The following is a 22,560-nucleotide window of genomic DNA, read 5'->3' on the forward strand; positions in this document are numbered from 1 at the left end:
GGGGGCCATTCCCCTCGAAGAAACTCTGTCAGGTCCCGCCGTGCCGTCAAAACGCCTGTCGATAATCGCGCCTACTTACAACGAGTCCGGAAACGTCATACCTTTTGTCGAACGAGTGAAATCGACACTCGCCGACTTTGATTGGGAAATACTGTTCGTCGATGACAATTCCGCTGATGGAACTGCGCAAGAGGCGTTCTGCTATGGCGTATACGACGATCGTGTCCGTACCATCATCCGACTGAATGAACGGGGCCTCGCAAAATCGAGTATCCAGGGAATGCTTTCCGCGCGGGGGGATTTGCTCTGCGTCATGGACGTCGATGGGCAGCATGACCCGGCGGTCTTGGTCGAGATGGCCGAGCGGCTAGAGCGGGATGATCTAGAAATCGTGAGTGCGGCCCGTCGCCTCGAAGCCGATAAGGCGCTCGAGGGGCTTTCGCCGCTTCGCCAGACGTTGTCGAATGTCGGCAATTGGCTTAGCAGTTTTGTTCTCGGGCGAAAGCTTTCCGATCCCCTGACAGGCTTCTTCCTCATGCGTCGCACCAGTTTTCTCGAGGTGGCGCCAAGGCTTGGCGATCCGGGTTTCAAGTTGCTTCTGGATATTCTGTATTCCAACAAAGAGCTGCGCCACGGCGAGGTCCCCTTCGATTTCGGCGTTCGGGTAAACGGGAAATCCAAGCTCGACTCCTATGTCATATGGAAGTTCGTCACCTTCCTGTTAAGCAAGATGACCGGCGGCCTCCTGCCCGTTAGCCTTATATCGTTTCTTTTCGTTGGCGGCTCGGGCGTTTTCGTTCATTTTGCCGTGCTCTACGCTGCACTATCCTTGTCGGCACCATTCGTTGCGGCACAGACAATTGCGACGCTGGTCGCCGCCACCAGCAATTTCCTTCTTAACAACCTTCTCACCTTCCAGGACAGGCGGCTGCGCGGATGGCGAAAGTTCTGGGGCTACGTGAAATTTCTGGTCATCTCGGCAGTCGGTATCGTCGCCAATGTTTCCGCTGCAACGCTGACATACGAGCGCGTCGTGCATGTCGTATTTCTCGCCACGCTGGCCGGCATTGCCATCGACACCGTCTGGAAGTTCGTCATCGCAAACCGGTTTATCTGGAAATGAACGCACCGATCCCAGCATTGGCATCAGCGAATATCCCATCCCGCAAGGTCATTGCTGCGCTTTGGGCCTTGCTTGCCGCGTCTGTATGCTTGTTGCTGCTCACCAGGCTGGTCCAACAATCGTTCTTCTTCGACGGCACCATCTACGCCAGCATCGCACGAAACATGGCGGAAGGGGTCGGTTCCGCATGGAGCCCGCATTTTTCCGATACGCTTTTCCCTGTTTTCGCAGAACACCCGCCACTCATGATGTGGCTGGAATCCATTGGGTTCGCGATCTTCGGCGATACGATCTTCGTCGAAAAAAGCTTCTCGCTGCTTACATTCGTGATCGCGGGACTGATTTTGTTTAAGATATGGATGCAGCTGCATGATGGCGACATCGGGATGCGACATGCCGCACCACTTGCCCTGCTCATGGTGCTCATCGCCGGCCGGGTCAAATGGGCATTCGGTAATGGGATGCTGGAAAACCTGCTGATCGTATTTACGTCAGCCGCAGTGCTCCTCGTCGTGACGGCTTATGACGAGCGGCGGGAAGGTTCGGCTACATCGCGAGTTGCGTTGATCGCTGGTGCTGGCTTGGCAACCTCGCTCGCCCTCTTGACAAAGGGTCCCGTCGGCCTGTTCCCCCTCGCCACCCCCGCGCTGTATTGGCTTTCGTTCCGTAGGCCTTCTTTCCGCGTGATCCTTTTCGACAGTGTGATCCTGTTTGCCGCAATCGCGCTGTTCTTTCTCGTGCTCTGGTCGTTCGACCAGCCGCGAGAGGCCATCCAACGGTATCTGTCCGTTCAGCTACTACCTAGCCTTGCGGGCGAGCGCGGACACGGCGGCGGCGGTTGGCCAGCATTCCGTGCGTTCTTGCGTGTCAACGCCTATCCGCTTGCGATAACAGTTCTGGTGCTTGCAATCACCCGACGTTCGCGGGAAGCGAATGTGAATGCTGCCCTGCGGCAGAGCCGATTGCGACGGACGTCGTTCCTGTTTCTGGTGGGGGGCTCGGCATCGCTGCCGCTTCTCCTCAGCCCGCGGGTGGCGAGCTTTTACTTCAATCCATCGCTTGCCTATTTCGCCGCCGGCTTGTGTGTTTTCTGCGCCCCCCCCTTGCTCTCGGGCCTGAGCTCGATGGGCGCGCACTGGCAAAACCGATTGTGGATGGCATCGAACGGCCTCGTTGCTGCATCGCTCGTCGTGGTAAGCCTGAATTTTGGCCAGCTGGGAGAGGATCGGAAGACCATCGAGGATGCCGCCAGGATCGCGAATGTCGTATGTGGTGGTAGCGTATGTGGCGAAACGATTTCGGCTTGCGGCGATGCGGCAGAGGATTGGGCGCTGCATGCCTACATGCAAAGATACTACAAGGTGAATATAGGACCTGCATCAGCAGTCGCAAAATACGTGATCGCGGATCGCAACTGCCAACCTGACCCATCTTATCAAGACACAGGCGCCGACGTGCTTCCGCGCCGTTTGCTTCAACTCTCAACTGATACCAAGGGCAATCAACGCGGATAAAACGCCCTGCTCTGGAGTGATGCGATGGACGGCCTCCGCACCCGGCAGATCGGCAAGCATCCGAGGATAGCGACTATGAATACGCTGAGGGACGGTTCTACAATGGGGGCATTTACATTGTTCTGACCGGCCAGATGCTATGATATCGACTGCGGTGGCCGCATCGTGCACTGCTTCAACGTTGAATTCGGCGGGGATCAGATCGGAAGGTCGAAATCGGGTCCGCATGGCGCTGATTTTCCAGAGAAAACAACGCCAGTTGAATCCTAAACATTACTCCTACCCACTTAGCTAAGTGGGGGAGCATGTCCGGGCCTTTCGGGGGCTAATTCAAGAACGGCCCTTCGCACCGGCATCGAGGATGCCTACTGTGGTGACGCCAATCGCCACAAGACAGAAGGAACCGTTCCATGGAGAAGATTACCATAATCGGACTGGATTTGGCCAAGTCGGTCTTTCAGATCCACGCCATTACTGAAGACGGCACATAGCTGTCCGCCGTGCTTTGCGGCGATCACAGGTCTTGGAATTCTTTCGTCACATTGAGCCATGCCTTGTCGGAATGGAAGCATGCGGGAGTGCCCACTACTGGGCCAACGCAATCGGCGAATTCGGCCATACGGTGCGGTTGATCCCACCGGCCTATGTTAAGCCCTACGTCAAACGCAACAAGACCGACGCGGCTGATGCGGAGGCAATCTGCGAGGCGGTTACGCGTCCAACGATGCGCTTCGTGCCCGTCAAGTCACCGGAAGAGCAAGCCGCTGGGATGGTTTTGAAGACCCGAGAGTTACTCGTGCGTCAGCGAAGCCAGACGGCGAATGCCATGCGGGGCCATATGGCCGAGCTCGGAATTATCGCCGCGGCCGGAATGACAAGCATTGCCAAGCTCATTGCAATTTTGCGCGACGATCAAGACGGACGTCTGCCGCACTCGGCCAAGGCGGCGCTTCTTGAAATGGCCGATCAGATCGAAAGGCTGACAGAACGGGTTGAGGTGCTTGACAGCAAGATCATCGCAGCAGTGAAAGCCGATGATGCCGCTCGTCGGCTGACGACGATCCCCGGCGTAGGACCTATTATTGCGGCAACTGTTCGTGCCGCCGTTCAGGATCCGGCGGCCTTTCGGACAGGACGGGATCTGGCTGCCTGGATCGGCATTACACCAACAGCAAACTCCAGCGGAGGGAAGGAGCGCCTCGGCAAGATCTCGAAGCGCGGCAACAAGCAGTTACGAACGCTACTGATTGTTGGAGCGACGTCGATCCTGAAACAGGCTCGCAGAGGTTCTAAGTTGCCCGGTTGGGTGGTGTCATTAATGGCACGTCGCCCCTACAAGGTGGCAGCGGTGACGCTGGCCAACAAGACGGCTCGCACAAACGGCCCGCACAATATGGGCGCTCCCTGGTTAAGGGCGGCATATACCAAGCGCCGGCAACGGCGTAGGAACAGAATTCCGGCGTCTGTGCGTTGGGATCAAGCGGCAAGGTACGAAGCGTGATGAACCCAAGGGGCGATACCTGGATGTTGATCAGACCGTCTGACTCAATGCGCCTTTGAGCGCGAGAAAATGATTCGGCGATCAACATCGCGGATCTCATTGTGGCCCGCGGTCGATGACTGCGCTGAAAGCCGGACATATGACTGCACTGTCCGACGGTGATTCACGCGGAAAAACCTTGCTAACCGGGCCGTTACACATATGAGTCAGAGCCAATATTCCGCGCCGAAACACGGCGAGACGCCTGAATCTCAAAAACCGCGATAAGCTTTAGTGGAGGTCAACTCACGGCAACCGTAGTGTCAATGGATGTGGTAGCTTGCGAGTTCCCACCAAGAAATGGTAGGTGGGCGACGTATGAGCTTCCTGCCAATAGCAGTGTTGCCGCTTGAGCGTCTCTTTGGCAAGGAGATGGGTGAGGAATGGAAGTGCACATCTTTGCAATCAATCTTGATCGCTCAGTCGATCGTTGGAGCGTGTTGTCGCGTCGGGCGGAGTTGCTTGGTCTTTCTCTTGTTCGTGTTCCTGGCGTCGATGGTATGAGAGTTGCTCCTCAAGATCGTATTGATTGCGACACACAAGCTTTCAAACGCAACAACGGCCGTACGATCTTACCTGGCGAATACGGCTGTTATCGCAGCCACCTCAGGGCACTTTCTGTTTTCCTGGAGACGGGTGAGTTCGCAGGTATAATCGTGGAAGACGACATTGAGCTTTCCAGCGATCTTCTTCTTAGAGCTGGGGCTGCTGTGGAAGCATTGCCGAAAGCGCATGCTATCAAGCTCTTCAATCATCGCCTTGTAGGTTTTAAGCGCATCACAGCCTCAAGTCTTGGTGACGAGCTCGGCCGAGCATTTCATGGCCCGCAAGGCTCGACCGCATGCTACGTTGTTACTCGCGCTGGCGCCGAAAAATTGGTCAACAGACTAAAGATCATGGAATATCCGTGGGATATTGCGCTGGAGCGTGGCTGGGCAACTAAAACCCGAATTTACACCACTCGCTCGGCTGTTGCGACACCGGCTCGCAATAGCACCACGATCGCAACGAGAGCTGCGTACAAGGCCACGAAATTCCCTTGGTGGAAGCGGTTCACTACCTATGGCATCCGTACTCTCGAAGCAATCCGGAGGGTCGCGTATGCCCGAAATAGCTAATATTCGTGGAGCATTGCACGACCGCATCGTTGCGATCCTGTTTCCTGTTTTGTGGGCGCTTGGGTAAACGAACGCGTCCTGCCAGTCTGATCAACGGCAAGGCTCCGGTCTCAGGTCGCGATTGAACGACGAGCAGGGTGCGGCTCTGGTGCAGTTCCCCTTCGTGCGGGAACTGGACGGGTTTGACTTCGAGGCGCAACCGTCGCTGGATCAGGGGCAGATTCGGGAATTGGCGACCTGCCGCTGGATCGCGCACGGCGACACGGTCCTGTTTCCTCGGCCCGCCCGGAACAGGAAAGACCCATCTGGCCGTGAGCCTCGGCCGCCAGGCGATCCGTCAGAATTACGACGTGCAGTTCGTCACCGCGGCGACGCTGGTGGCGATGCTGGCCAAGGCCCACAGCGACGCCACGCTCGGCAAGCAGTTGACGATCCTGTCGCGACCGAAGCTACTGATCATCGACAAACTGGACTATCTTCCCTTCGAGGCCAACGCCGCCCACCTGTTCTTCGAACTGGTGTCCCGGCGCTACGAAAAGGGCCTGATCCTGATTACATCAAATCGCTCTGTGGGCGAGTGGGGAAATGTCTTTGGGGACCCTGTCGTCGCCACGGCGATATTGGACCACTTGCTTCACCACTCGACGGTGATTACCATTCGGGGGCAACCGCTGCCGACTTCGCGAGAAGCGCCGCTCCGGCCTTCTGCAGAAGGCCGGAGCGGCGCTTGAAACCAACGAAACCGCAAACCAATGAAGGGGGGCAGATCTTCAATTCGGCAAGGGGGTCAATTCCTCGGTTCGCTTGACGCTGCCGAAGTCGCCAGAACTCAACCCGGTCAAAACCTCTGGCGCTTCATGCGCGACACTAGCTCTCAAACCGGGTCTTCAAATCCTACGACAGCATTGTCGATCATTGCTGCGATGCTTGGCGAAAGCTCGAGAGCCAGCCTTGGCGCATCATGTCCATAGGTCACAAAGAATGGGCCAATGGGTACTGATCAATGAGGGCGTGTATAAACACCTAGTGCAAACACCGGAAATAGTCCTATGACAAAGCACCCGATTGAAGTGTTCATGTCTGTCGAGCGCCGTCGGCGCTGGTCTCGCCAGGTCCTAAGCGGACGCTCTTCTAAAGAAACGACATCATCTTAGTAACCGTTGAACAGCACCACGCGGGTTGCAAGTTAGTTCCATAAGATAGATTACGCGATTTTTTTATGTAGAGGCTATTTAGTAATGCGACAGTTGGGCCAGTTAGAGATGCGACAGTCTCGCCTCTCGACGGACTGGTCAATGCCAACGTTGGGAGCAAGGATGACGACCCTCAGCCTGGTCGAGACCATGAGCGGTCGGAGTCGTCATGTCCTGTTTGATCACCATGTCGCAGAAAGAATTGTATCGCCTCGAAGTCATCCAGAAGATCCGTGATGAGCGCCTGAGCGTTGTCCAGGCTGCCGAACTGCTCGACCTCAGTCGAAGCCAGGTGCATCGGCTGCTGCAGGCCTATGACCGGGATGGTCCGGCCGGTCTTGTTTCAAAGAAGCGATCGCGTCCGAGCAATCGGCGTCACAGCGAGGAGTTTCGCAATGCGGCGCTGGATCTGATCCGCGAACGCTATCTGGATTTCGGTCCGACGCTGGCGCGCGAGAAGCTGATCGAGTTGCACCGGATCTCGGTGGCCAAGGAGACGCTGCGGCAATGGATGACCGAGGCTGGCATCTGGGTTTCTCGCCGGGAACGCAAGAAACGGATTTTCCAGCCACGCGGCCGACGTGATTGCTTTGGCGAACTGGTGCAGATCGATGGATCGCATCACTGGTGGTTCGAGAACCGCGGGCCCAAATGCGCCCTGCTCGTCTATATCGACGATGCCACCGGAAAGCTTCTGCATCTTCGCTTTGCCGGATCTGAGAACACGTTTGACTATCTGCATGCGACAAAGTCCTATCTGCAGCAATGGGGCAAGCCGCTGGCGTTCTACAGCGACAAGCACGGCGTCTTTCGTTCGACCCATGCGTCGGAGACAGACCGGACGAGTGGTCTGACACAGTTCGGTCGGGCGCTCTATGAACTGAACATCGACATCATCTGCGCCAACACCCCGCAGGCCAAGGGCCGGGTGGAACGTGCCAACCAGACATTGCAGGATCGGTTGGTCAAGGAGATGCGGCTTCGCGGCATCGACACGATTGAGGAAGCAAACGCCTATGTGACTGATTTCATTGCGGATTTCAACGCGCGTTTCGGCAAACAACCGCGTAACCCGAAGAACATGCACCGGCCGTTGGCCGATCACGAGAACCTTGATAGTGCCATGTGCCGCAAGGAAGTCCGCACGCTGTCGCAGGCTTTGACGCTACGCTACGACAAGGTGCTGTTCATTCTCGATCCGACCGACGTTTCCAGGTCCTTGGCCGGCCAAAAGGTGATCGTTTGCGACTATCCCGACGGGCGGCTTGAGATCATGCACGAGAGCTTCGCCCTGCCCTACAGAACCTTTGACACGTTGCGTTCGGTACATCGCGCTGAGGTCGTCGACAACAAGAGGCTGGACGACATGCTGTCGGTTGTCGGAGAACTGCAGGCCGGGCGCGAGCAGCAGCGCAGCAGGAGTGGTCCCCGACGCACCGGCCAGACCGATCATATGTTCGGCATTCGCGACGGCAGCACCGCCAACGGCTATCAGAAGCGGGGACGCAAGCCGAGAACGGATTATATGAACGATCCGACCGTGATTGCGCGGCGAGAGCAAGCGTTATTGAGGCAGCCAGCGTCGGAATAAGGATCGTCAGTGCACGCCGATGTCGCTCTGCGAATCTGATTCCAATTGCAGGCAGGCGGACCAAAGCGGTGTCTTGTGGAAGGATCCGTCCTGGAGGACGGTAAGCCCTTCTCGTGCCTCATAGAGCAAGCCGAGCCAGCATAAGCGTCGAAAGACGCCGTATTGGAGATCGGATTTCAGCTCCCAGGCTTCCAGGGTCATTTCGGTGTCCGACAGAGGCGCGAAGTCTGGATATAGGATCTTCACAACCTGCAATGGCGTGCACCCTTCTCTGGCCTTGATATTGAGAAGATTAAGGAACATGCGCCACCAGCGCAACCGCGCCCGGACCTCTTCCTCTCGTTCGATGTCGTGGACATACGAGTAGAGGTAATCCGTGGCGATCAGATCGAAGAAGGCGTTCGGGTTCGCCAGAAACTCGCGGCCGCGTTTGGTTGGCAGCAGTACATCTTTTTTCCGGCGAAGCAGCTTCAGATGACGGGCCATATCGCGCACCACCCATAGCGGCGGCATGTCGCTTTCGTTCAGCACCTTATTCATGCTGTAGAGGTCTTTGGCTGTGAAGTCGGGCCAGAGGAAGTTTACAGCGGCCCAATGCACGAACTTGCGGTTCATGGCGCCGGTCGCCGTCAATCCTATGCCACCCTCACCGTCAGCATAGGCAACGGACAGAAGCATGCCGCGAACAAGTGGTGACAGTGCGGCGACATCGACGTCACCTTGCAACTTGATTTCCGGAAGCATCGTGCAGCTTTGATCCCTACCCGCTCAATTCAGATGAAAGCGAGTATCAGCCGGCGACTGAACAATTGCTACTGAGAAAGCTAAAGCCGAAAGGGTGCTCCTTCGCCCGCCCCCGCTCCTCCCTCGCAACCCGGCCCAGCCGGTCGGATCGGGGGCTGATCGGCAGAGCCAGTGTCGCGTTTCTAACTGGCTGGCGATATCGCAGCCCTATTCAGCTTTGACATTTTACATGTGGGGGTGGGTTCGAGTTTGAAGTGCGATATGCCAATAATTTCAATGGCTTCGTTTTGGAGATTTGTAGTCGCAAAGTTAGAATGTCCTGTTTCTGCAAAGTTGGAATGTCACACTCCCCGCGTTTGACTGGCGCCTGGTCGCGGAAAACTCGATCTCCTTGAGGCCCGCGTCATAGGGCCAAACTGAACGTCACCAAAAGCGCGTCAGAGCCCTTATTCCACGCCGAAACACATCCACTACGTTGCTTGTGGACACAACTTGCCTACGCCGCAGCCGATTCATAGGTGACCCGAAAACTGCGCTTACTTCGAGGTGTTCCAGACCCGCTGTCTTGCGCCGAATCTGATGCTGGAAGCGGGAAAAAACGTCTCATCGCCCTAGCACTACTTTGGCAGATTGAAGGAATGATGCCTGATTTGGCCTTGGCAGTGTGGACATCGGATTTCCGCGTCTATCAAGATCAGTGCAGCTATGACGTCACGTCGAACTGTCGGTAGGGTCGGTTCAGGTGGCCCGTTTTGCCGGCGCCTCTTCCTTTTTTTCCCGCCTTGCGATCTGAAGGCGGTGATGTTGGAGGAAGGCATAGGCGATCATCGTCATCAGACAGTGACGATGTAACCCTTTCCATGAGCGGCCTTCGAAGTGGTCAAGACCGAGCTCCTCCTTCATTTGCTGGTGCGCCTGTTCGCAGACCCAGCGGGCTTTGATGGCACCGGCCAGTTGCTTGAGCGCTGTATCAGCAGGCAGATTGGACAAGTAGTATTTCCGTTCTCCGTTCGAACGCCACTCACCGACCAGCCAAGCCTCTTCGCCGGGCATATGCTGTTGGCCCTTGTCGAGGATGCGCTGTGGAGGTCCATCGGCAATACGTATACGTTTTGCGGCAAACCGCGCCGACAGACGGCCCTTCGTGCCTCGCCGCCAACTGACTGTCCTCCATCGCGCCGCCGCCAGGGTCGTTTCGACTGCCACCGACAGGACATCCGGAATTGGATGCTGGCGCGGCCGACCATGGCCGGAAACCGGGAAGATCAGCGCGACATCATGAGGATAGACCTTCTGATGCTTGGGGATGCCGACCGCCCAGACGAGACCACGAGCACTCAAACCTTGGCGGAATGCAGCCGACAAGCCATACCCGGCATCGGCAAGCACGACGCCGAAGCGCAGGCCCGCCGCCATCAGGCGGTCAATCTCCCCCAGGGCGATCTCAGGCTTGGTGCGTGGCTCCCGCATCGCCTCGGGCACGCCGGCCTTCAATAGCCGCGATGGATTCCCAGTCCAGCTTTCGGGCAGAAATAGCCGCAAAGCCACTGGTACGGGAACCTCATCTCGCGCCAGCGTCAGCGATACAAGCGTCTGGCAATTGGCTCTCTTACCCAGCATCGACGCATATTGCGGGGCCACGCCGACGGAATGCTCCCCCTTCTTCGGGAGAGTTGTGTCATCGATCACAAGGAATGCACCGTCTGCGCCGACCATCCTGTCCGCCTGACGCGCCAGTTCCAGACTGAGCGGTTCATCGTCCCAGATGCCATCGGAAATGAAATGATGGAGACGATCGTATTGTCCCGGAACCAGGCGTGCGGCCATCGGCTCAATGCTCTTGCGATCTCCGGGACCGATCAGACCGGCGATATAAAGCGGACACATTGCGCTGCGCTTCCTGTGCCCGAACCGATCAATAAACGGCTGTAAAAACAGCGAAAGTTCTGCGCTCATATCCATCATCGGCACCTCCACTCATAAGGTGCCGGGAGAATCTCAAATCAACCTTGCCTCAATCTGCCAAAGTAGTGCTAGGTCGGATCGACATTCAGGCTTCTCAAATCACGAGATCGCTGATTCATAGAGCACCATGTTGAACCCCGGAGGCGTTTGCGTGGGTGCGAAGCGGTATGAACTGAATGATGGCCAATGGCTGAAGATTGCGTCCTTGTTGCCCGGCAAAGCTGGCGATCCCGGTCGAACGGGCTCGGATAATCGCGTGTTCATCAATGGTTGCCTCTGGGTTTTGCGTTCCGGCGCGCATTGGCGCGATCTGCCGGAACGCTATGGCAAGTGGAAGACGGCCCATCGCCGGTTCAGCCGCTGGTGCCATGCCGGCATTTGGGAGCGGGTGTTCGAAACACTGACGGCAGATCGCAACAATCAATATCTGATGATCGACAGCACTATCGTTCGTGCCCATCAGCAGGCGGCATCTGGAAAAGGGGGGCCAAGGATCAGGCGTTGGGGCGTTCCCGAGGCGGACTGACCACCAAGATCCACATGCTCGCAGATGCGCTGGGGCGGCCGCTGCGTGTGATCGTAACCGCCGGTCAAGTTGGGGACATCACGCAAGCCCCGGCTCTTCTGTCGAGCCAGAGCGGCCACGCCGTTCTGGCGGACAAAGCCTATGATAGCAATGCCTTGCGGGAGATGATCGCAGACATGGGAGCCGAAGCGGTAATCCCGTCAAACCGCACGCGCAAGATTATCATCCCGCACGATGAAGCCCTCTACAAACACCGCAACCGCATCGAACGGTGTTTCAACCGAATGAAACACTTCCGTCGCTTCGCAACACGTTACGACCGCCGCACAACTCACTTCGAGGGCTTCGTCTATCTCCTCGCTGCAATGATCTGGCTACGATGAATGTCGATCCGACCTAGCCGAATGGCATTTCGGCGAGGCGAAAGCTTCTGCGCGGCCGTCAAATCACGTGCCCGGACTGCCCGGCGCGGCTGAACCATCCGGAAACTCCGGAAGGTTGGCAGGTCTGGGACCTCCTCCTGCGCTTGACCGGACAGTTGCGCATCGCCGGCGGCATGGGCACCAGCGTCATCATCGGCTGGGACATGGGTGCTGCACTCGCCATGGCGCAGGCGCTTGGCGTCGATCCGCTCATTGCCGCCGACTGCCTGCCTGCGATCGAAGCGGTGATGGTGCGCAAGCTCAACGAACAGATGGCGGCCGAACGTGGCCGATGCGACGAGGGTCAGGGCTTGATCTTCTCGACCAATGTCACCCCCGGCAATCCATCGAAATGTGCATCACAGGTGATAAGATCGGCATTGTGTGTGCGGGCCGTGGAAAACACGATGGCATCGGCGGTTGCCAATTTGTGCGCCCGGCAAACGTCAGCCGCCGCCAGTGCAATTTCGGTGTCGAGCGGCACAATATGACAAAGCTGCGTGAAGGCGATCACCTGATCCGCCTTGTCCTCGCCAACCTCACGCACCAGCCACTTCGCAAGTTCGAGTTGCACAATGGTTGGTACCAGCCAGTCGGATTGCTCGGGCAGATGTCGGGCGACGAGTTCGCCGGTCGGTGAACCAATCAGCCATTCGATCCAAGCAGAGGTATCGACAAGATGCATCAGACGCGATCCATCCGGTCGCGGTAGTCACTGGGTGATGCACCCTTGGCGATGCCAGCCAATGCTTCCCGCTTGGGCACGGGGACCAGAAGGACACCCGTTCCCTTGGGAATGAATGCAAAGGTCAGGCCCGCCTCCCAATGCTGGGCTGCGCGGATAGCCTTGGGAATCGAAATCTGGAATTTCGACGACAGGGTCGCAGTTTCGTTCATCGTCATACTCCAACTTGATCGATAGACGAAACGTAAGACAAAACTTTTCCTTCTTCAAGGATTCTCCTAACTATGGCAGGAAAGCGCGTCTCCGTCCGGCGCATCGCCGAGGGCGGCCGGCTGAATACCGTAGCGACCATCCCGACGGTTACGGCTACCGCATCAGGAGGTTATCTTCATGGACGAGGCGAATCCGATGTCGTCGCCCATGAAGGCGAAGGGAGTTGGCGAACTCGGTCTGTGCGGGGTCGCGAACGCCATTCCTGCCCTGACGGTTGACGAACGATGCGGGGGTTTGCACGATTTGAGGAACTCGATACAGAAATCAGTTTCCAAGTTGGGAATTTTGGGCTTGTTTCCAAATTGGGAACGCGCTAAATAGGAGCAGGCGTGAACGTTATCGCTAAGTCCGCTTTGGTCAATTTCTGGAATAGCCTGCCGAAAGGCGCGCCGAGAGAAACCGCTGGAGCGGCGATGACGGAATGGTATGCCACCGCATCGAAGGCAAACTGGAGCAATTTCAGTGAGCTGAAGAAAACCTTCAACTCGGCCGACATCGTCGCCGGCAACAAAGTGATTTTTGACGTGGGTGGCAACAAGTACCGCATCGTGGGATTGGTCGCATTTCGGACGAAACGGATTTTCGTTCTGTTTGTCGGGACGCATGCCCAGTATGACGCGATTGACGTAGCAAAACTCTGATGTGAGGAAAGGCGACATGTTGAATTTGAAAGCTTTCCGAACCCTTCAGAGTGAAGACGAGTACAACGCCGCATTGAAGGAAGTTCGGCCGTATTTCGAGAACGAACCGCAGGAAGGCTCTGAAGACGCGGCTCATTTTGACGCGCTCGTTCTTCTGATCGGAGAGTATGAAGGTAAAAACTACCCAATCCCGGCGGCGAGTCCGGTGGAGGTGGTCAAGTCGGTGATGGCTGCTAACAACTACACTCGCGCGGATCTGGTAGCCGTTATCGGCTCCAAAGCGCGTGCCGCTGACCTTCTGAACGGCAAGCGGGAAATCAATCTCGAACAGATCCGAAAGCTCAGCAAGGAATGGAACATTCCAGCTGGCTCATTGATTGGTGACGTTGCCGCTTAACAGTGACGCTGTTACGTACACCGCCTTGCCTACAGCGGATCTTCCCTCCCCTTCGCTTCCTGCGCACCCAGCGACGTCGGATCGGCATATTTTCGGACGTTCGGCGACAAGCCGCCTGTGATATAGGCCGTTAGCCGCGCCAAGCGGCGGCGAGTTGCTAAGGCGGATCGGGTGACCGCGGCACGGAGTTTGCCGGCTTCAGGGCTTTGGAAGATGGTATCGGTGCGCGCAGCTGGTTCTGCGACCCCAGCGCACCATAGCAAAAAGGTGCCGTGGAAAACGCCAACAAGCGCATTCGCCGCTTCATGCCAGGCGATACCGACCTGGCAGCCGTATCACAGGGTGATCTCAACCAACTCGCCCGACACCTGAATGACCAACCCCGAAGGTGCCTCGGTTACAGGACGCCGGCCGAGGTGTTTATGGCTCATTTGCAAGAAGCGGGGTGATCCCCTACCCTCAACACCGGCATGATGCACTTGGGTTAGCTTCTCCAAAAAATAGAGATGACGTCGCCCCGTTGCGCACTGAAGGACACCCCTTTGATGACTTCGAGTGGACCGAAGCGCTTCTTCAAAAGGCTCGGTTGGCCACGACATGAACGTTATCAATTCTGGCAACGATCAGGGCATCATGCCTGTTCGGTTGAGGGCGCCCGATGAGATAGCCTTGCACCTCAGTGCAACCTTCCTGCCTGACGCAGTCGAAATGTGCCTCGGTCTCCACGCCTTCGGCCACCGTAATAACACCGAGACGCTTACCGAGATCGGCAATGCAGCGCACGACCGCCGCGCAGTCCGACCGTTCAACCGCATCCTTAACGAAGGACCCGTCGATCTTGATCTTGTCGAAGGGGAAGACGCGCAGATGGGCGAGTGACGAATAGCCCGTTCCGAAATCATCGAGCGCAACACGCACGCCCATGTCCCGCAGCCGGCGCAGGTCGCCCACCACATCAGATTCACCGTCGAGCAACGCGGTTTCCGTGACCTCGACCTCCAGCCGTTCGGCCGGCAGACCCGAGCCGACGAGGGCGGCAAGCACCATTGGCGCGAGCGTGCCCTTGCCGAGTTGCACTGCCGAGACATTGACCGCGACGCGGGCGCCGTCCGTCCATCCGGCCGCGTCCCGGCAGGCATGGTCGAGCACGAATTCGCCGAGCTGGTCAATCAGGCCGCTCTGCTCCGCAATGGGAATGAATTCGGCAGGCGAAACCCAGCCCTTGCGCGGATGGTGCCAGCGTATCAGCGCTTCGCGCGCCGTGACCTTGCCGCTGCGCACGTCCACGATGGGCTGGTAGAAGACGAACAGCCTGTCCTTGTCCTGAAGCGCCCGGCGCAGGCTCGCCTCCAGCCGCACCCGGTCCTGAAGGCGAGCCTCCATGTCCGGCGAATACATCCGGAACGTCCCCTTGCCGGCCGCCTTGGCGGCATAGAGGGCCATGTCGGCATGCGCCAGCAGCTCTTCGCCGATGGCGCCGTGCAACGGGGCGAGCGCGATGCCGACGGAGGCTCCGATCTGGACCTGTCGTCCGGTGTCCAGGGAGCAAGGGGCCGCCAGAAGCTCGATCAGTGTGGCCGCGAGCCGCTCCACGCCGTCCGGCGTGTCGCCTGAAACCAGCACAGCAAATTCGTCGCCGCCGAGCCGGCCGATGACCACGTCCAGCGCAGCACACGCCTGCCGCAGGCGCCCAGCCACCTCCTTGAGAAGTGCGTCCCCCGCCCGGTGCCCCTTGGTGTCGTTGACGACCTTGAAACCGTCGAGATCGATGAACAGCAGGGATGCGCAACGCACCGGCGACGCGAGCACGGCGTCCAGCCTTTCATGAAAGGCGGCGCGGTTGGCAAGGCCGGTCAGCGTATCGTAGTGGGCGAGCTGGCGGATGCGGCGTTCCGCCTCCATCTCCTTTGTCACGATCGCCCATGTGAGCATGGGGCCGAGATAGCCGCCGTCGCTGGCGGTGACTGCCGAGACCTTGAGATCGAGCGTCTCCGGCCCCACGCGGATGCGCGCATTGTGCGGCAGGTTGCGAGGATCGGCAAGAAGATTGCGCTGGTGCTGCGGATGCTTATGAAAAACGTCGATCGAGGTGCCGAGCAGCTCGTCGGCGTTGATTGGCAGCAGGTGCTCAATGCTGCGGATGAGGAGCTTCGACGTCTCGTTAGCGTAGTTGACCCGGAGCGTGCCGGGCTCGACGGTCATGACGGCGACCGGCATGTCGTCGATCATCCGCAGCAGCTGGCTCTGCTCGTCCTGCTTGCGGCGGGTCTCGGTCTGGGCATTCACCATGGCGGTGAAATCGCGGTGGTTCACCAGGAGGATAATCAGCATGCCAATGGAGACGAGCACGATGTTGATCGCCGTGGCGAGAAAGGTCGGCTGGCCCGACATGCCGAAGAAGGCGACGAAGGCGCCGTTGACGATTACCGTCACGATCAGCGCAGCCGAACGCAGGTGCAGCAGGCAGAAGATGCAGGTGATGACGGTGATCGCCATGTAGAAGGCGACGTGCGACTGGGTATAGGCGTTTCCGTAGGGAAACAGCAGAAACGACCAGAGCGTGAAGGCGGACGCGATCACGATGGCGAGGCGGTTGGTACGCGCAAGCGCGCGCTGTGCCCGCTCCGGCGTCGGATCGACGCTGCGCAGCCGCCACCAGTAGAGGATGCGCACGAGGCACAGCACCGTAAAGGCCGCCGGCACGGCGATCGTCAGCCAGAGCGGGGCGAAGGATATGTGCGTGGCCGCCAGCGCCCATGTGCTGGACAGGAGAATGCAATACATGATCGGCAGCTGCCAGGAGAAGGCGCGATACTGCGCCTTGAGCAACTCCGGATTGTCGGCCGACACAGATAGGAAAGTGGAAATGCGGTATGCTAGTTGCTTCATAAAACAGCTTTTCTTGTGTTCCGCACGGGAGGGCGTGCCACTTTCAGGGCGGCCGCCCCCGATACGTTCGCCCTATCCCGCTAGTCTGCGCGACTGGAACGATGCCACATGCGTCTCGGACTGTGCCTCTACCGGGCGGTGCCGGCCGGCGTCGCCGACGCGGAACTGTCCGAGCAGGTTGAAGAGGGCTTCAGCCTCCCGGGCGAGGCTGTGGCTGGCCGCGGTCGACTCCTCCACCATGGCCGCGTTCTGCTGTGTGCCCTGGTCCAGCGTGTTGACGGCCTGGTTGATCTCGCCGAGGCCCGTCGCCTGCTCCTTTGCCGCCTCGACGATGGCAGAGACATTGCCGTTGATGTCCTGCACCTGCCGGACGATCCGCTCCAGCGCCTCGCCGGTCTGGCCGACCAGTGTCACGCCGCTCTTGACCTGTTCACCGGAGGTGTTGATGAGCGCCTTGATCTCCTTGGCGGCATTGGCGGAGCGCTGTGCAAGTTCGCGCACTTCCTGAGCCACGACGGCAAAGCCCTTGCCCGCATCCCCGGCCCGGGCCGCCTCGACCCCGGCGTTCAGCGCCAGGAGGTTGGTCTGGAAGGCGATGTCATCGATTACCCCGATGATGTTCGAGATCTCCCGCGAGGAGCTTTCGATCTCGCCCATTGCCGCAATCGCCATGCGAACCACCTCGCCCGACTTCTCCGCATTCTCGCGGGTACTCGCAACGAGCTTTCCAGCCTCGTCGGCGCGACGGCTGGAATCGGCCACCGTGGTCGTGATCTCCTCGAGGGCCGCTGCCGTTTCCTCGACCGAGGCGGCCTGCTGCTCGGTGCGCTTCGACAGATCGTCGGCGGCTGAGCGTATCTGGTTCGAACCGGCGGCGATCGCCTGGGCGTTCTCGCCGACCGCGCTCATGGCCTCTCGCAGCCGCTCGCACGCGCTGTTGAAATCGCTCCGCAACTGCTCGAGGGTCGGAATGAAGGGCGTCGGCAGGTGCAGCGTCAGGTCACCTTGGGCAAGCCGCGTCAGCGCGCTGGCCAGCGTCTCGACGTTCTCGACGCGGCCGGTCACGTCGGTGGCGAATTTCACCACCTTGAAGACCTTGCCGTTCATGTCGAAGATCGGGTTGTAGGAGGCCTGGATGTAGATGCGGCGGCCGCCCTTGCCAATGCGCATGAACTCCTCGGCGACGAACTCGCCCGCCTTGAGCCTGTCCCAGAACTGCTTGTATTGCGGGCTCTGGCAATAGGTGGGGTCGCAGAACATGGAATGATGCCGGCCCTCGACGTCGGACAACTGGTAGCCGAGAGCGGAGAGGAAGTTCTGGTTGGCGGTGAGAATATCGCCCGCCGGCGTGAACTCGATGACGGCCTGCGCGCGCGACAGGGCCTCCAGCTTTCCGGCATCTTCAGCATTCTTCAGCTTCTGCGCGGTGATGTCGGTGGCGAATTTAACGACCTTGTAGGGCTTGCCACGTCGGAACACCGGATTGTACGACGCCTCAATCCAGATTTCCTTACCGCCCTTGCCGATGCGTTTGTACTGACGCTGGTCGAACTCGCCGCGCGCCAGCTTGGCCCAGAAGGCACGGTAGTCCTCGGAGGCGGCTTCCACTGGATCGACGAAGAGTCGATGATGCTGGCCGACGATCTCCGGAAGGGCGTAACCGAGCGCCCGACAAAAATTCTCGTTCGCCTTCAATATCTTGCCCGTCAGGTCGAACTCGATGATGGCTTGCGAACGCTGCATCGCGTCAAGGATAGCGCTTGCATCAGATGCAAGGCCGAAAGAAAGGGCTAACATGATTTCTCCTCGGCAGTTGACTGGTTGATGGCTTTGCAACAGATGGCTTCCCCGGCCTTCCGGCAAGACGATCCAATCCAACGATTGGGTGAGTTCTCAGAACGGAGCGCGGATTTCGTGGCTATGAATGTACAGACGAAAGCCGGTTGCGGCGCTCATCGTCGCTGCGAAGTGAGGCAGGCTCAGCCGTCGCAATGACAGCGTGAAGCCGCGCGAGATTGGCAAGGACGCCGGCCAGCATCTGCTTGGCCTCCGCCGTCCGTGCGGCAAGATGCCAGATTCGTTCAGCCTCGTCGCAGCCGATTGCGGTAGGCGCCCGCGGCGACGCGGATGGAGATAAAGGCTTTAACTGCATGAGATACCTCGGTGGCTCGCTCAGAAATCACGTTTAAGCCCCGAATCCGTCGTCATGCCGGAAGTGATACGATCGCATCCATTCGGATGATCTAAAGTAGCAAGTATCCCTTGATGGTCATGAAACAAAACGCACCGTCCCGCTCGCGTTGCATGCAGAAACTGCGCGCTTTTTGCCCAAAACATTAAGATTGTCCGCAAAAATTGCATAAGATTGTATAAATCGCTTATTGCCGGCCGCTGGTCAGGGCGTGTTGCTCAATCGCAGCGTGAGGCCCATTTCCGTAGACGAACCCGTCAATTCCAGGCCGCAGCGCGCCAGCGCTGCGACGATGGCCGATATCGTTGCATCCTTCATGTGCTCGCCGGTGGTCTCGTAACGCCGGATCGTCGCGGTAGAGACGCCCGCTTCCACTGCCAATTGCTCGGCCGACCAGCCGAGAAAAGCACGCGCAGCGCGCAACTGCTGGGGCCGAAGCATCGCACCATTCTGCCTGCTCAAGCCTTTGCGGTGCCCTCCTTCCGTGACTACGCCGATCCACTCGATCGGCGTGCCATTTTCCCGGCGAACCGGCGCGGTACGCGCCAGAACCTCGCGATACCGACCGTCAGCATGAAGCAGGCGATACGAGACCTCTCGGGCAAGCCCGTCACGATTGCATGCCTCGCGCACCGCTTCTACCTTTCCGCGGTCATCAGGATGGATCGCCTCCAGCCATTCCTCGTCGGATTGAGCCTGATCGCGGCCGGTGAGCTGCTCCCAGCCGCGTAGGTCGCCCACAACGCCGTTCAGGTCGCGCGCCCAGAAGGCACCGCCCATCATCTCGATGAAGGCATTCAATCGCGCACGCTCCCGGTAGAGCGCGGCCTTCGCCTCCCGCTCGACGCCGCCGTCCTGGATGAGACCGACGACCTGGTTGGGCGATGCAGGCTCCTCGACTGAAATCCGTATCCAGCGCGGCGGGCGCTGGAGGTCGACCAGCCGGACATCCCGGGAGATCGATACGCCCATGGCAGCAAGCGGGCAGATGGAGCGAAAATCCTCCCGGTCCTCGGCGTGAAGCAGGGTGGTCCATTTCTGCAGGTTGAACGCCTCGCCCGGCGGCAAGCGTAACAGCCGGAAGAACCCGTCCGTGCCGCGCACTTCACCCGTCGTCAAATCCGCATTCCAGAACCCGATGTCCAGAAAGCGCTCTGCGAGGTCCAGATAATTGCGGGAGGAGACAAAATTAGGTTGCTTCTGCGACATGCATTCCGGGTCCGTTCGAGCGGCACGAACGGTATGGACGCCTGCACGACTTGCCCCATGACGTCCCCACCGCTAACGCCGAAATACCGCCGTAGCATCCGATACGACCTAGCACCATCGGGTATACACCCGAGGCAAGTGTCATTCCCTGACAGGCGTCAGAAAATCCGGAAGGGAGAGATTACGGCTCTATGAGCCTGTTACGGACCGCGAACAGCGTCAACTCTACGGCCGTGTGTAAACCGAGCTTACGCATCGCCGCCGTACGGTGCGTATCGACGGTCTTCAAACTGACATTCAGTTGCGCGGCAATGCTCTTGTTCGTCTCGCCCAGCGCAACGCGGCGAACGACCTCGATCTCGCGGGGCGTCAGTATGGAGACGGCGTTCTGCAAAAGAGCCTGGCGCGGCACGTCCGGCGAAATATGAACACCCCCCACCGCAACCGTATCCATCGCGGCGAGCAGGGCGGTATCGTCCTCCGTCTCCAGCACATAACCGCGGGCACCCGCGTCGAGAAGCACCTGTACGATCCGCTCGTCGGCGTGCATGGTATAGATCACGATGCCGATCCCCGGCATCTCCCCGCAAAGCCGGCGCGCGACCTCCAGCCCGTTCATCCCGGGCAGGGAATAGTCGAGGATGGCGAGGTGGGGTCGCAGGGCCAAGCCAAGGTGTAGCGCAGCCTGACCGCTCTCGGCCTCTGCGCAGACGCGCCAATGCGGGCGCGCGGCCAGCATCGCCCGGATACCTGCCCTGATGAGAGGATGGTCATCCGCGACAAGCACGTCCAGCTCCGCCCCTCCGGCCCTCATGTTCCCTTGCTCCCCTCCCCGCGCGGAAGGCGGAGCCGGACGGTCGTGCCTGCGCCCGGACGGCTAGCGATATCGGCGCGCCCGCCGCACTGCCGGACGAATTCCAGCGTCTGGCTCAATCCCATGCCGTGCCCTTCCCCCATCCCCTTCATCGTGAAGAACGGATCGAATGCCTGGCGGCGGGCCGCCTCGCTCATGCCGATCCCGTCATCCGTCACAGTGACATCCACCCAGCTCAAGGCACCTGACGGGTCCATGTCCTCGGCCGACTGCACATCGATCGTGATTGTGCCGCCCGACGGCATCGCATCGCGAGCATTCAACACCAGATTGACGATCGCCGCCTGAAACTGCGCCTTGTCGAGGCGGCAGGACAAGGCCTCGCCTGATGGCTTGGCGACGACGTCGATCCCCGGCCCCGCCGCCTGCCTCGCGATCGGCAGAATTTCCCGGACGAGCGCATCGGGATCGGCAACATCCGGACGGAATTCCGTACTGCGTGCGTAGGTCAACAACCGGCTGACCAAAGCTCGCCCGGCATTGAGCGAGGTATCCACCTCATCGAGCAGCTTCACCGCCTCCTGCCGGTCATTGACCAGCGGACGCAAGACGACGGTGGCGGAGCGGATGACCCGCATCAGGTTTCCGCAATCGTGCGCGATGCCGCCGGCGAAGCGGCCGACGGCTTCCAAGCGCTGGGTCGCCTCCAATCGTCGCCGCGCCGCCTCTTCGCGCCGATGAAGCCGACCGTGGCATGTCCGCGCCATGGCTGCATGACATCGGCCTCGTTGAGCGTCACCAGCACGATTACCGGTGCGATGTCGAGCTTCTGGTATCCGACGATCCGGGATATGCCGTCGATGGGGCTCGTTAGCCAGGCGACGCCAGGATCGCGCATGCCAAGCAGACTGTGGAATGGCTCCATGTCGGCGAAAGACTTACCGATCATCTCCTCCCTTGCGGGCGAACGGGCAAGAAGAGTGCCCGGGGACAGGAACAGCGAGATCGTTCCGCCGCCCACCCAGAGTTGTCGATAGAAGCTTTCGAAATAAAGCGGTTCAATCGCCGCCACGACGATGCCGCCGAAACTGCCATCCGCCGTCGCGATACGCCGGCTCAGGCTGATGAACCAGACGCCGCGCGACCGGCTCTTCAGCGGCCGGCCGATATGTAGTCCCAGCGAAGGGTTATTCTCGTGGGCCTTGAAATAGTCTCGGTCGGCGAGGCTGACCCGCGGCGTGCTCGGAAAATCCGTGTCGTGGGCAATGAAGCCGTCCCGGCCGATCACGAAGAGCGCGCGAACGAAGGGCATGGCCGCCAGCCTCTTGTGCAGGCGCGCCCGGAAGGCCGGATCGTTGTCACGCATGGCCGGGACGTCGGCCAGCTCGCCGGCAATATCCTGCAAGTTGACGTCGACGGACTGGAATGTGCGCGCCACCTGCTCGGACATGACATGGATGAGGTTCGAGACGTTGCGCTCTGCGCCCTCGCGCGCCGCTGCATGACTGCGCCACAGTTCATAGGAAAGCAGGAGAACGGTGCAGAGACCGAGAACGAGTGTGGGAAGCGAGTGGAGGAGCTGCCAGACAAAACTGTGGAGACTGATGGGGGAGCCGGCAAAATCACCTCGCAAATTCGGTTCCTCTTCAGATTCTCAGAATACCACCGGCTGCGACGCGCATCGGGCCGAACGCGCGCCAGTAAGCGCGCTTATCGTAGCCCACC

Annotated in this window: 16 protein-coding genes and 8 pseudogenes; 13 read left to right on the forward strand and 11 right to left on the reverse strand. The window is 59.3% G+C overall.

The features are described from left to right. Window positions 1-40 precede the first annotated feature (40 nt). The 7 genes and pseudogenes from ACZ5TO_RS21130 to ACZ5TO_RS21160 all read left to right on the forward strand — a co-directional run bounded on the left by ACZ5TO_RS21130 (window position 41) and on the right by ACZ5TO_RS21160 (window position 8,079). A complete protein-coding gene (locus tag ACZ5TO_RS21130; RefSeq protein ID WP_464800578.1) occupies window positions 41-1,123 on the forward strand; it encodes a glycosyltransferase in 1,083 nt (360 codons plus the stop codon). Further along, window positions 1,120-2,637: an ArnT family glycosyltransferase gene (locus tag ACZ5TO_RS21135; protein WP_464800579.1), complete on the forward strand. Its 1,518-nt coding sequence runs from the start codon at window positions 1,120-1,122 to the stop codon at window positions 2,635-2,637. The genes ACZ5TO_RS21130 and ACZ5TO_RS21135 overlap by 4 nt, the downstream gene beginning before the upstream one ends. Window positions 2,638-3,047: 410 nt before the next feature. Continuing rightward, window positions 3,048-4,083: pseudogene (locus ACZ5TO_RS21140) on the forward strand (IS110 family RNA-guided transposase). Between the two features lie 477 nt (window positions 4,084-4,560). Beyond that, entirely contained in the window at window positions 4,561-5,295 is a 735-nt protein-coding gene (locus tag ACZ5TO_RS21145; RefSeq protein ID WP_464800580.1) for a glycosyltransferase family 25 protein, read from the forward strand. Window positions 5,296-5,440: 145 nt separating this feature from the next. Beyond that, window positions 5,441-6,051, forward strand: a pseudogene (gene istB / locus ACZ5TO_RS21150) (IS21-like element helper ATPase IstB); the annotation flags it as partial. A gap of 57 nt (window positions 6,052-6,108) precedes the next feature. Continuing rightward, a pseudogene (locus tag ACZ5TO_RS21155) lies at window positions 6,109-6,295 on the forward strand (IS630 family transposase); the annotation flags it as partial. 362 nt (window positions 6,296-6,657) lie between these two features. Further along, window positions 6,658-8,079 carry an ISNCY family transposase gene (locus ACZ5TO_RS21160; protein WP_464800581.1) on the forward strand — a complete coding sequence of 474 codons (1,422 nt, stop codon included), beginning with the start codon at window positions 6,658-6,660 and terminating at the stop codon, window positions 8,077-8,079. Window positions 8,080-8,085: 6 nt separating this feature from the next. Here ACZ5TO_RS21160 and ACZ5TO_RS21165 read toward each other — a convergent pair whose 3' ends face one another. Then, on the reverse strand, window positions 8,086-8,823 hold the full coding sequence (locus ACZ5TO_RS21165) for a hypothetical protein (protein WP_464800582.1): 738 nt from the start codon (window positions 8,821-8,823) through the stop codon (window positions 8,086-8,088). A gap of 738 nt (window positions 8,824-9,561) precedes the next feature. Further along, window positions 9,562-10,788, reverse strand: coding sequence for an IS701 family transposase (locus ACZ5TO_RS21170; RefSeq protein ID WP_464800583.1), 1,227 nt, complete (start codon window positions 10,786-10,788; stop codon window positions 9,562-9,564). 127 nt (window positions 10,789-10,915) lie between these two features. Between ACZ5TO_RS21170 and ACZ5TO_RS21175 the strand changes: the two are divergent. Continuing rightward, a pseudogene (locus ACZ5TO_RS21175) lies at window positions 10,916-11,697 on the forward strand (IS5 family transposase). Window positions 11,698-11,870: 173 nt separating this feature from the next. Next, window positions 11,871-12,014 (forward strand): annotated as a pseudogene (locus ACZ5TO_RS21180) (DUF7697 family protein); the annotation flags it as partial. Between the two features lie 26 nt (window positions 12,015-12,040). On the opposite strand, the gene ACZ5TO_RS21185 reads toward ACZ5TO_RS21180, so the two are convergent. Beyond that, window positions 12,041-12,421, reverse strand: coding sequence for a type II toxin-antitoxin system VapC family toxin (locus ACZ5TO_RS21185; RefSeq protein ID WP_184140502.1), 381 nt, complete (start codon window positions 12,419-12,421; stop codon window positions 12,041-12,043). Continuing rightward, on the reverse strand, window positions 12,421-12,633 hold the full coding sequence (locus ACZ5TO_RS21190; RefSeq protein WP_464800584.1) for an AbrB/MazE/SpoVT family DNA-binding domain-containing protein: 213 nt from the start codon (window positions 12,631-12,633) through the stop codon (window positions 12,421-12,423). Before ACZ5TO_RS21190 ends, ACZ5TO_RS21185 begins: the two co-directional genes overlap by 1 nt. Before the next feature lie 154 nt (window positions 12,634-12,787). Between ACZ5TO_RS21190 and ACZ5TO_RS21195 the strand changes: the two are divergent. The 4 genes and pseudogenes from ACZ5TO_RS21195 to ACZ5TO_RS21210 form a co-directional block, all read left to right on the forward strand. Beyond that, a pseudogene (locus ACZ5TO_RS21195) lies at window positions 12,788-13,015 on the forward strand (hypothetical protein); the annotation flags it as partial. Window positions 13,016-13,023: 8 nt separating this feature from the next. After that, complete coding sequence (locus ACZ5TO_RS21200; protein ID WP_184140506.1) at window positions 13,024-13,335, forward strand: type II toxin-antitoxin system HigB family toxin; 312 nt, start codon at window positions 13,024-13,026, stop codon at window positions 13,333-13,335. Between the two features lie 16 nt (window positions 13,336-13,351). Continuing rightward, window positions 13,352-13,732: a helix-turn-helix domain-containing protein gene (locus ACZ5TO_RS21205; RefSeq protein ID WP_184140508.1), complete on the forward strand. Its 381-nt coding sequence runs from the start codon at window positions 13,352-13,354 to the stop codon at window positions 13,730-13,732. Window positions 13,733-13,905: 173 nt separating this feature from the next. Continuing rightward, window positions 13,906-14,181 (forward strand): annotated as a pseudogene (locus tag ACZ5TO_RS21210) (IS30 family transposase); the annotation flags it as partial. 50 nt (window positions 14,182-14,231) lie between these two features. On the opposite strand, the pseudogene ACZ5TO_RS21215 reads toward ACZ5TO_RS21210, so the two are convergent. From ACZ5TO_RS21215 to ACZ5TO_RS21245, 7 genes and pseudogenes are all read right to left on the reverse strand, one after another. Further along, window positions 14,232-14,309 (reverse strand): annotated as a pseudogene (locus ACZ5TO_RS21215) (histidine/lysine/arginine/ornithine ABC transporter ATP-binding protein); the annotation flags it as partial. Further along, window positions 14,306-16,621, reverse strand: coding sequence for a putative bifunctional diguanylate cyclase/phosphodiesterase (locus ACZ5TO_RS21220; protein WP_464800585.1), 2,316 nt, complete (start codon window positions 16,619-16,621; stop codon window positions 14,306-14,308). The pseudogene ACZ5TO_RS21215 and the gene ACZ5TO_RS21220, both read right to left, overlap by 4 nt. Before the next feature lie 72 nt (window positions 16,622-16,693). After that, complete coding sequence (locus ACZ5TO_RS21225; RefSeq protein WP_464800586.1) at window positions 16,694-18,418, reverse strand: methyl-accepting chemotaxis protein; 1,725 nt, start codon at window positions 18,416-18,418, stop codon at window positions 16,694-16,696. Between the two features lie 598 nt (window positions 18,419-19,016). Continuing rightward, window positions 19,017-20,021 carry a PAS domain-containing protein gene (locus ACZ5TO_RS21230; RefSeq protein ID WP_464800587.1) on the reverse strand — a complete coding sequence of 335 codons (1,005 nt, stop codon included), beginning with the start codon at window positions 20,019-20,021 and terminating at the stop codon, window positions 19,017-19,019. 181 nt (window positions 20,022-20,202) lie between these two features. After that, window positions 20,203-20,808 carry a response regulator gene (locus ACZ5TO_RS21235; protein WP_464800588.1) on the reverse strand — a complete coding sequence of 202 codons (606 nt, stop codon included), beginning with the start codon at window positions 20,806-20,808 and terminating at the stop codon, window positions 20,203-20,205. A 23-nt stretch (window positions 20,809-20,831) separates the two neighbouring features. Continuing rightward, the gene (locus ACZ5TO_RS21240) at window positions 20,832-21,527 is read right to left on the reverse strand and encodes a sensor histidine kinase (protein ID WP_464800589.1); all 696 of its coding nucleotides are present in this window, start codon (window positions 21,525-21,527) and stop codon (window positions 20,832-20,834) included. Then, a complete protein-coding gene (locus tag ACZ5TO_RS21245; protein WP_464800590.1) occupies window positions 21,473-22,468 on the reverse strand; it encodes a hypothetical protein in 996 nt (331 codons plus the stop codon). Before ACZ5TO_RS21245 ends, ACZ5TO_RS21240 begins: the two co-directional genes overlap by 55 nt. Window positions 22,469-22,560: the final 92 nt, after the last annotated feature.

The organism is Shinella sp. Sh6 (genome assembly GCF_055392685.1).

Excerpts from the sequence above, each read along its gene's own strand:
- ACZ5TO_RS21160 (WP_464800581.1), top strand. The coding sequence starts at position 6,658 with ATGTCCTGTTTGATCACCATGTCGCAGAAAGAATTGTATCGCCTCGAA.
- ACZ5TO_RS21170 (WP_464800583.1), bottom strand. The coding sequence starts at position 10,788 with ATGATGGATATGAGCGCAGAACTTTCGCTGTTTTTACAGCCGTTTATT.
- ACZ5TO_RS21230 (WP_464800587.1), bottom strand. The coding sequence starts at position 20,021 with ATGTCGCAGAAGCAACCTAATTTTGTCTCCTCCCGCAATTATCTGGAC.
- ACZ5TO_RS21220 (WP_464800585.1), bottom strand. The coding sequence starts at position 16,621 with ATGAAGCAACTAGCATACCGCATTTCCACTTTCCTATCTGTGTCGGCC.
- ACZ5TO_RS21135 (WP_464800579.1), top strand. The coding sequence starts at position 1,120 with ATGAACGCACCGATCCCAGCATTGGCATCAGCGAATATCCCATCCCGC.
- ACZ5TO_RS21165 (WP_464800582.1), bottom strand. The coding sequence starts at position 8,823 with ATGCTTCCGGAAATCAAGTTGCAAGGTGACGTCGATGTCGCCGCACTG.
- ACZ5TO_RS21205 (WP_184140508.1), top strand. The coding sequence starts at position 13,352 with ATGTTGAATTTGAAAGCTTTCCGAACCCTTCAGAGTGAAGACGAGTAC.
- ACZ5TO_RS21145 (WP_464800580.1), top strand. The coding sequence starts at position 4,561 with ATGGAAGTGCACATCTTTGCAATCAATCTTGATCGCTCAGTCGATCGT.
- ACZ5TO_RS21225 (WP_464800586.1), bottom strand. The coding sequence starts at position 18,418 with ATGTTAGCCCTTTCTTTCGGCCTTGCATCTGATGCAAGCGCTATCCTT.
- ACZ5TO_RS21185 (WP_184140502.1), bottom strand. The coding sequence starts at position 12,421 with ATGCATCTTGTCGATACCTCTGCTTGGATCGAATGGCTGATTGGTTCA.
- ACZ5TO_RS21190 (WP_464800584.1), bottom strand. The coding sequence starts at position 12,633 with ATGAACGAAACTGCGACCCTGTCGTCGAAATTCCAGATTTCGATTCCC.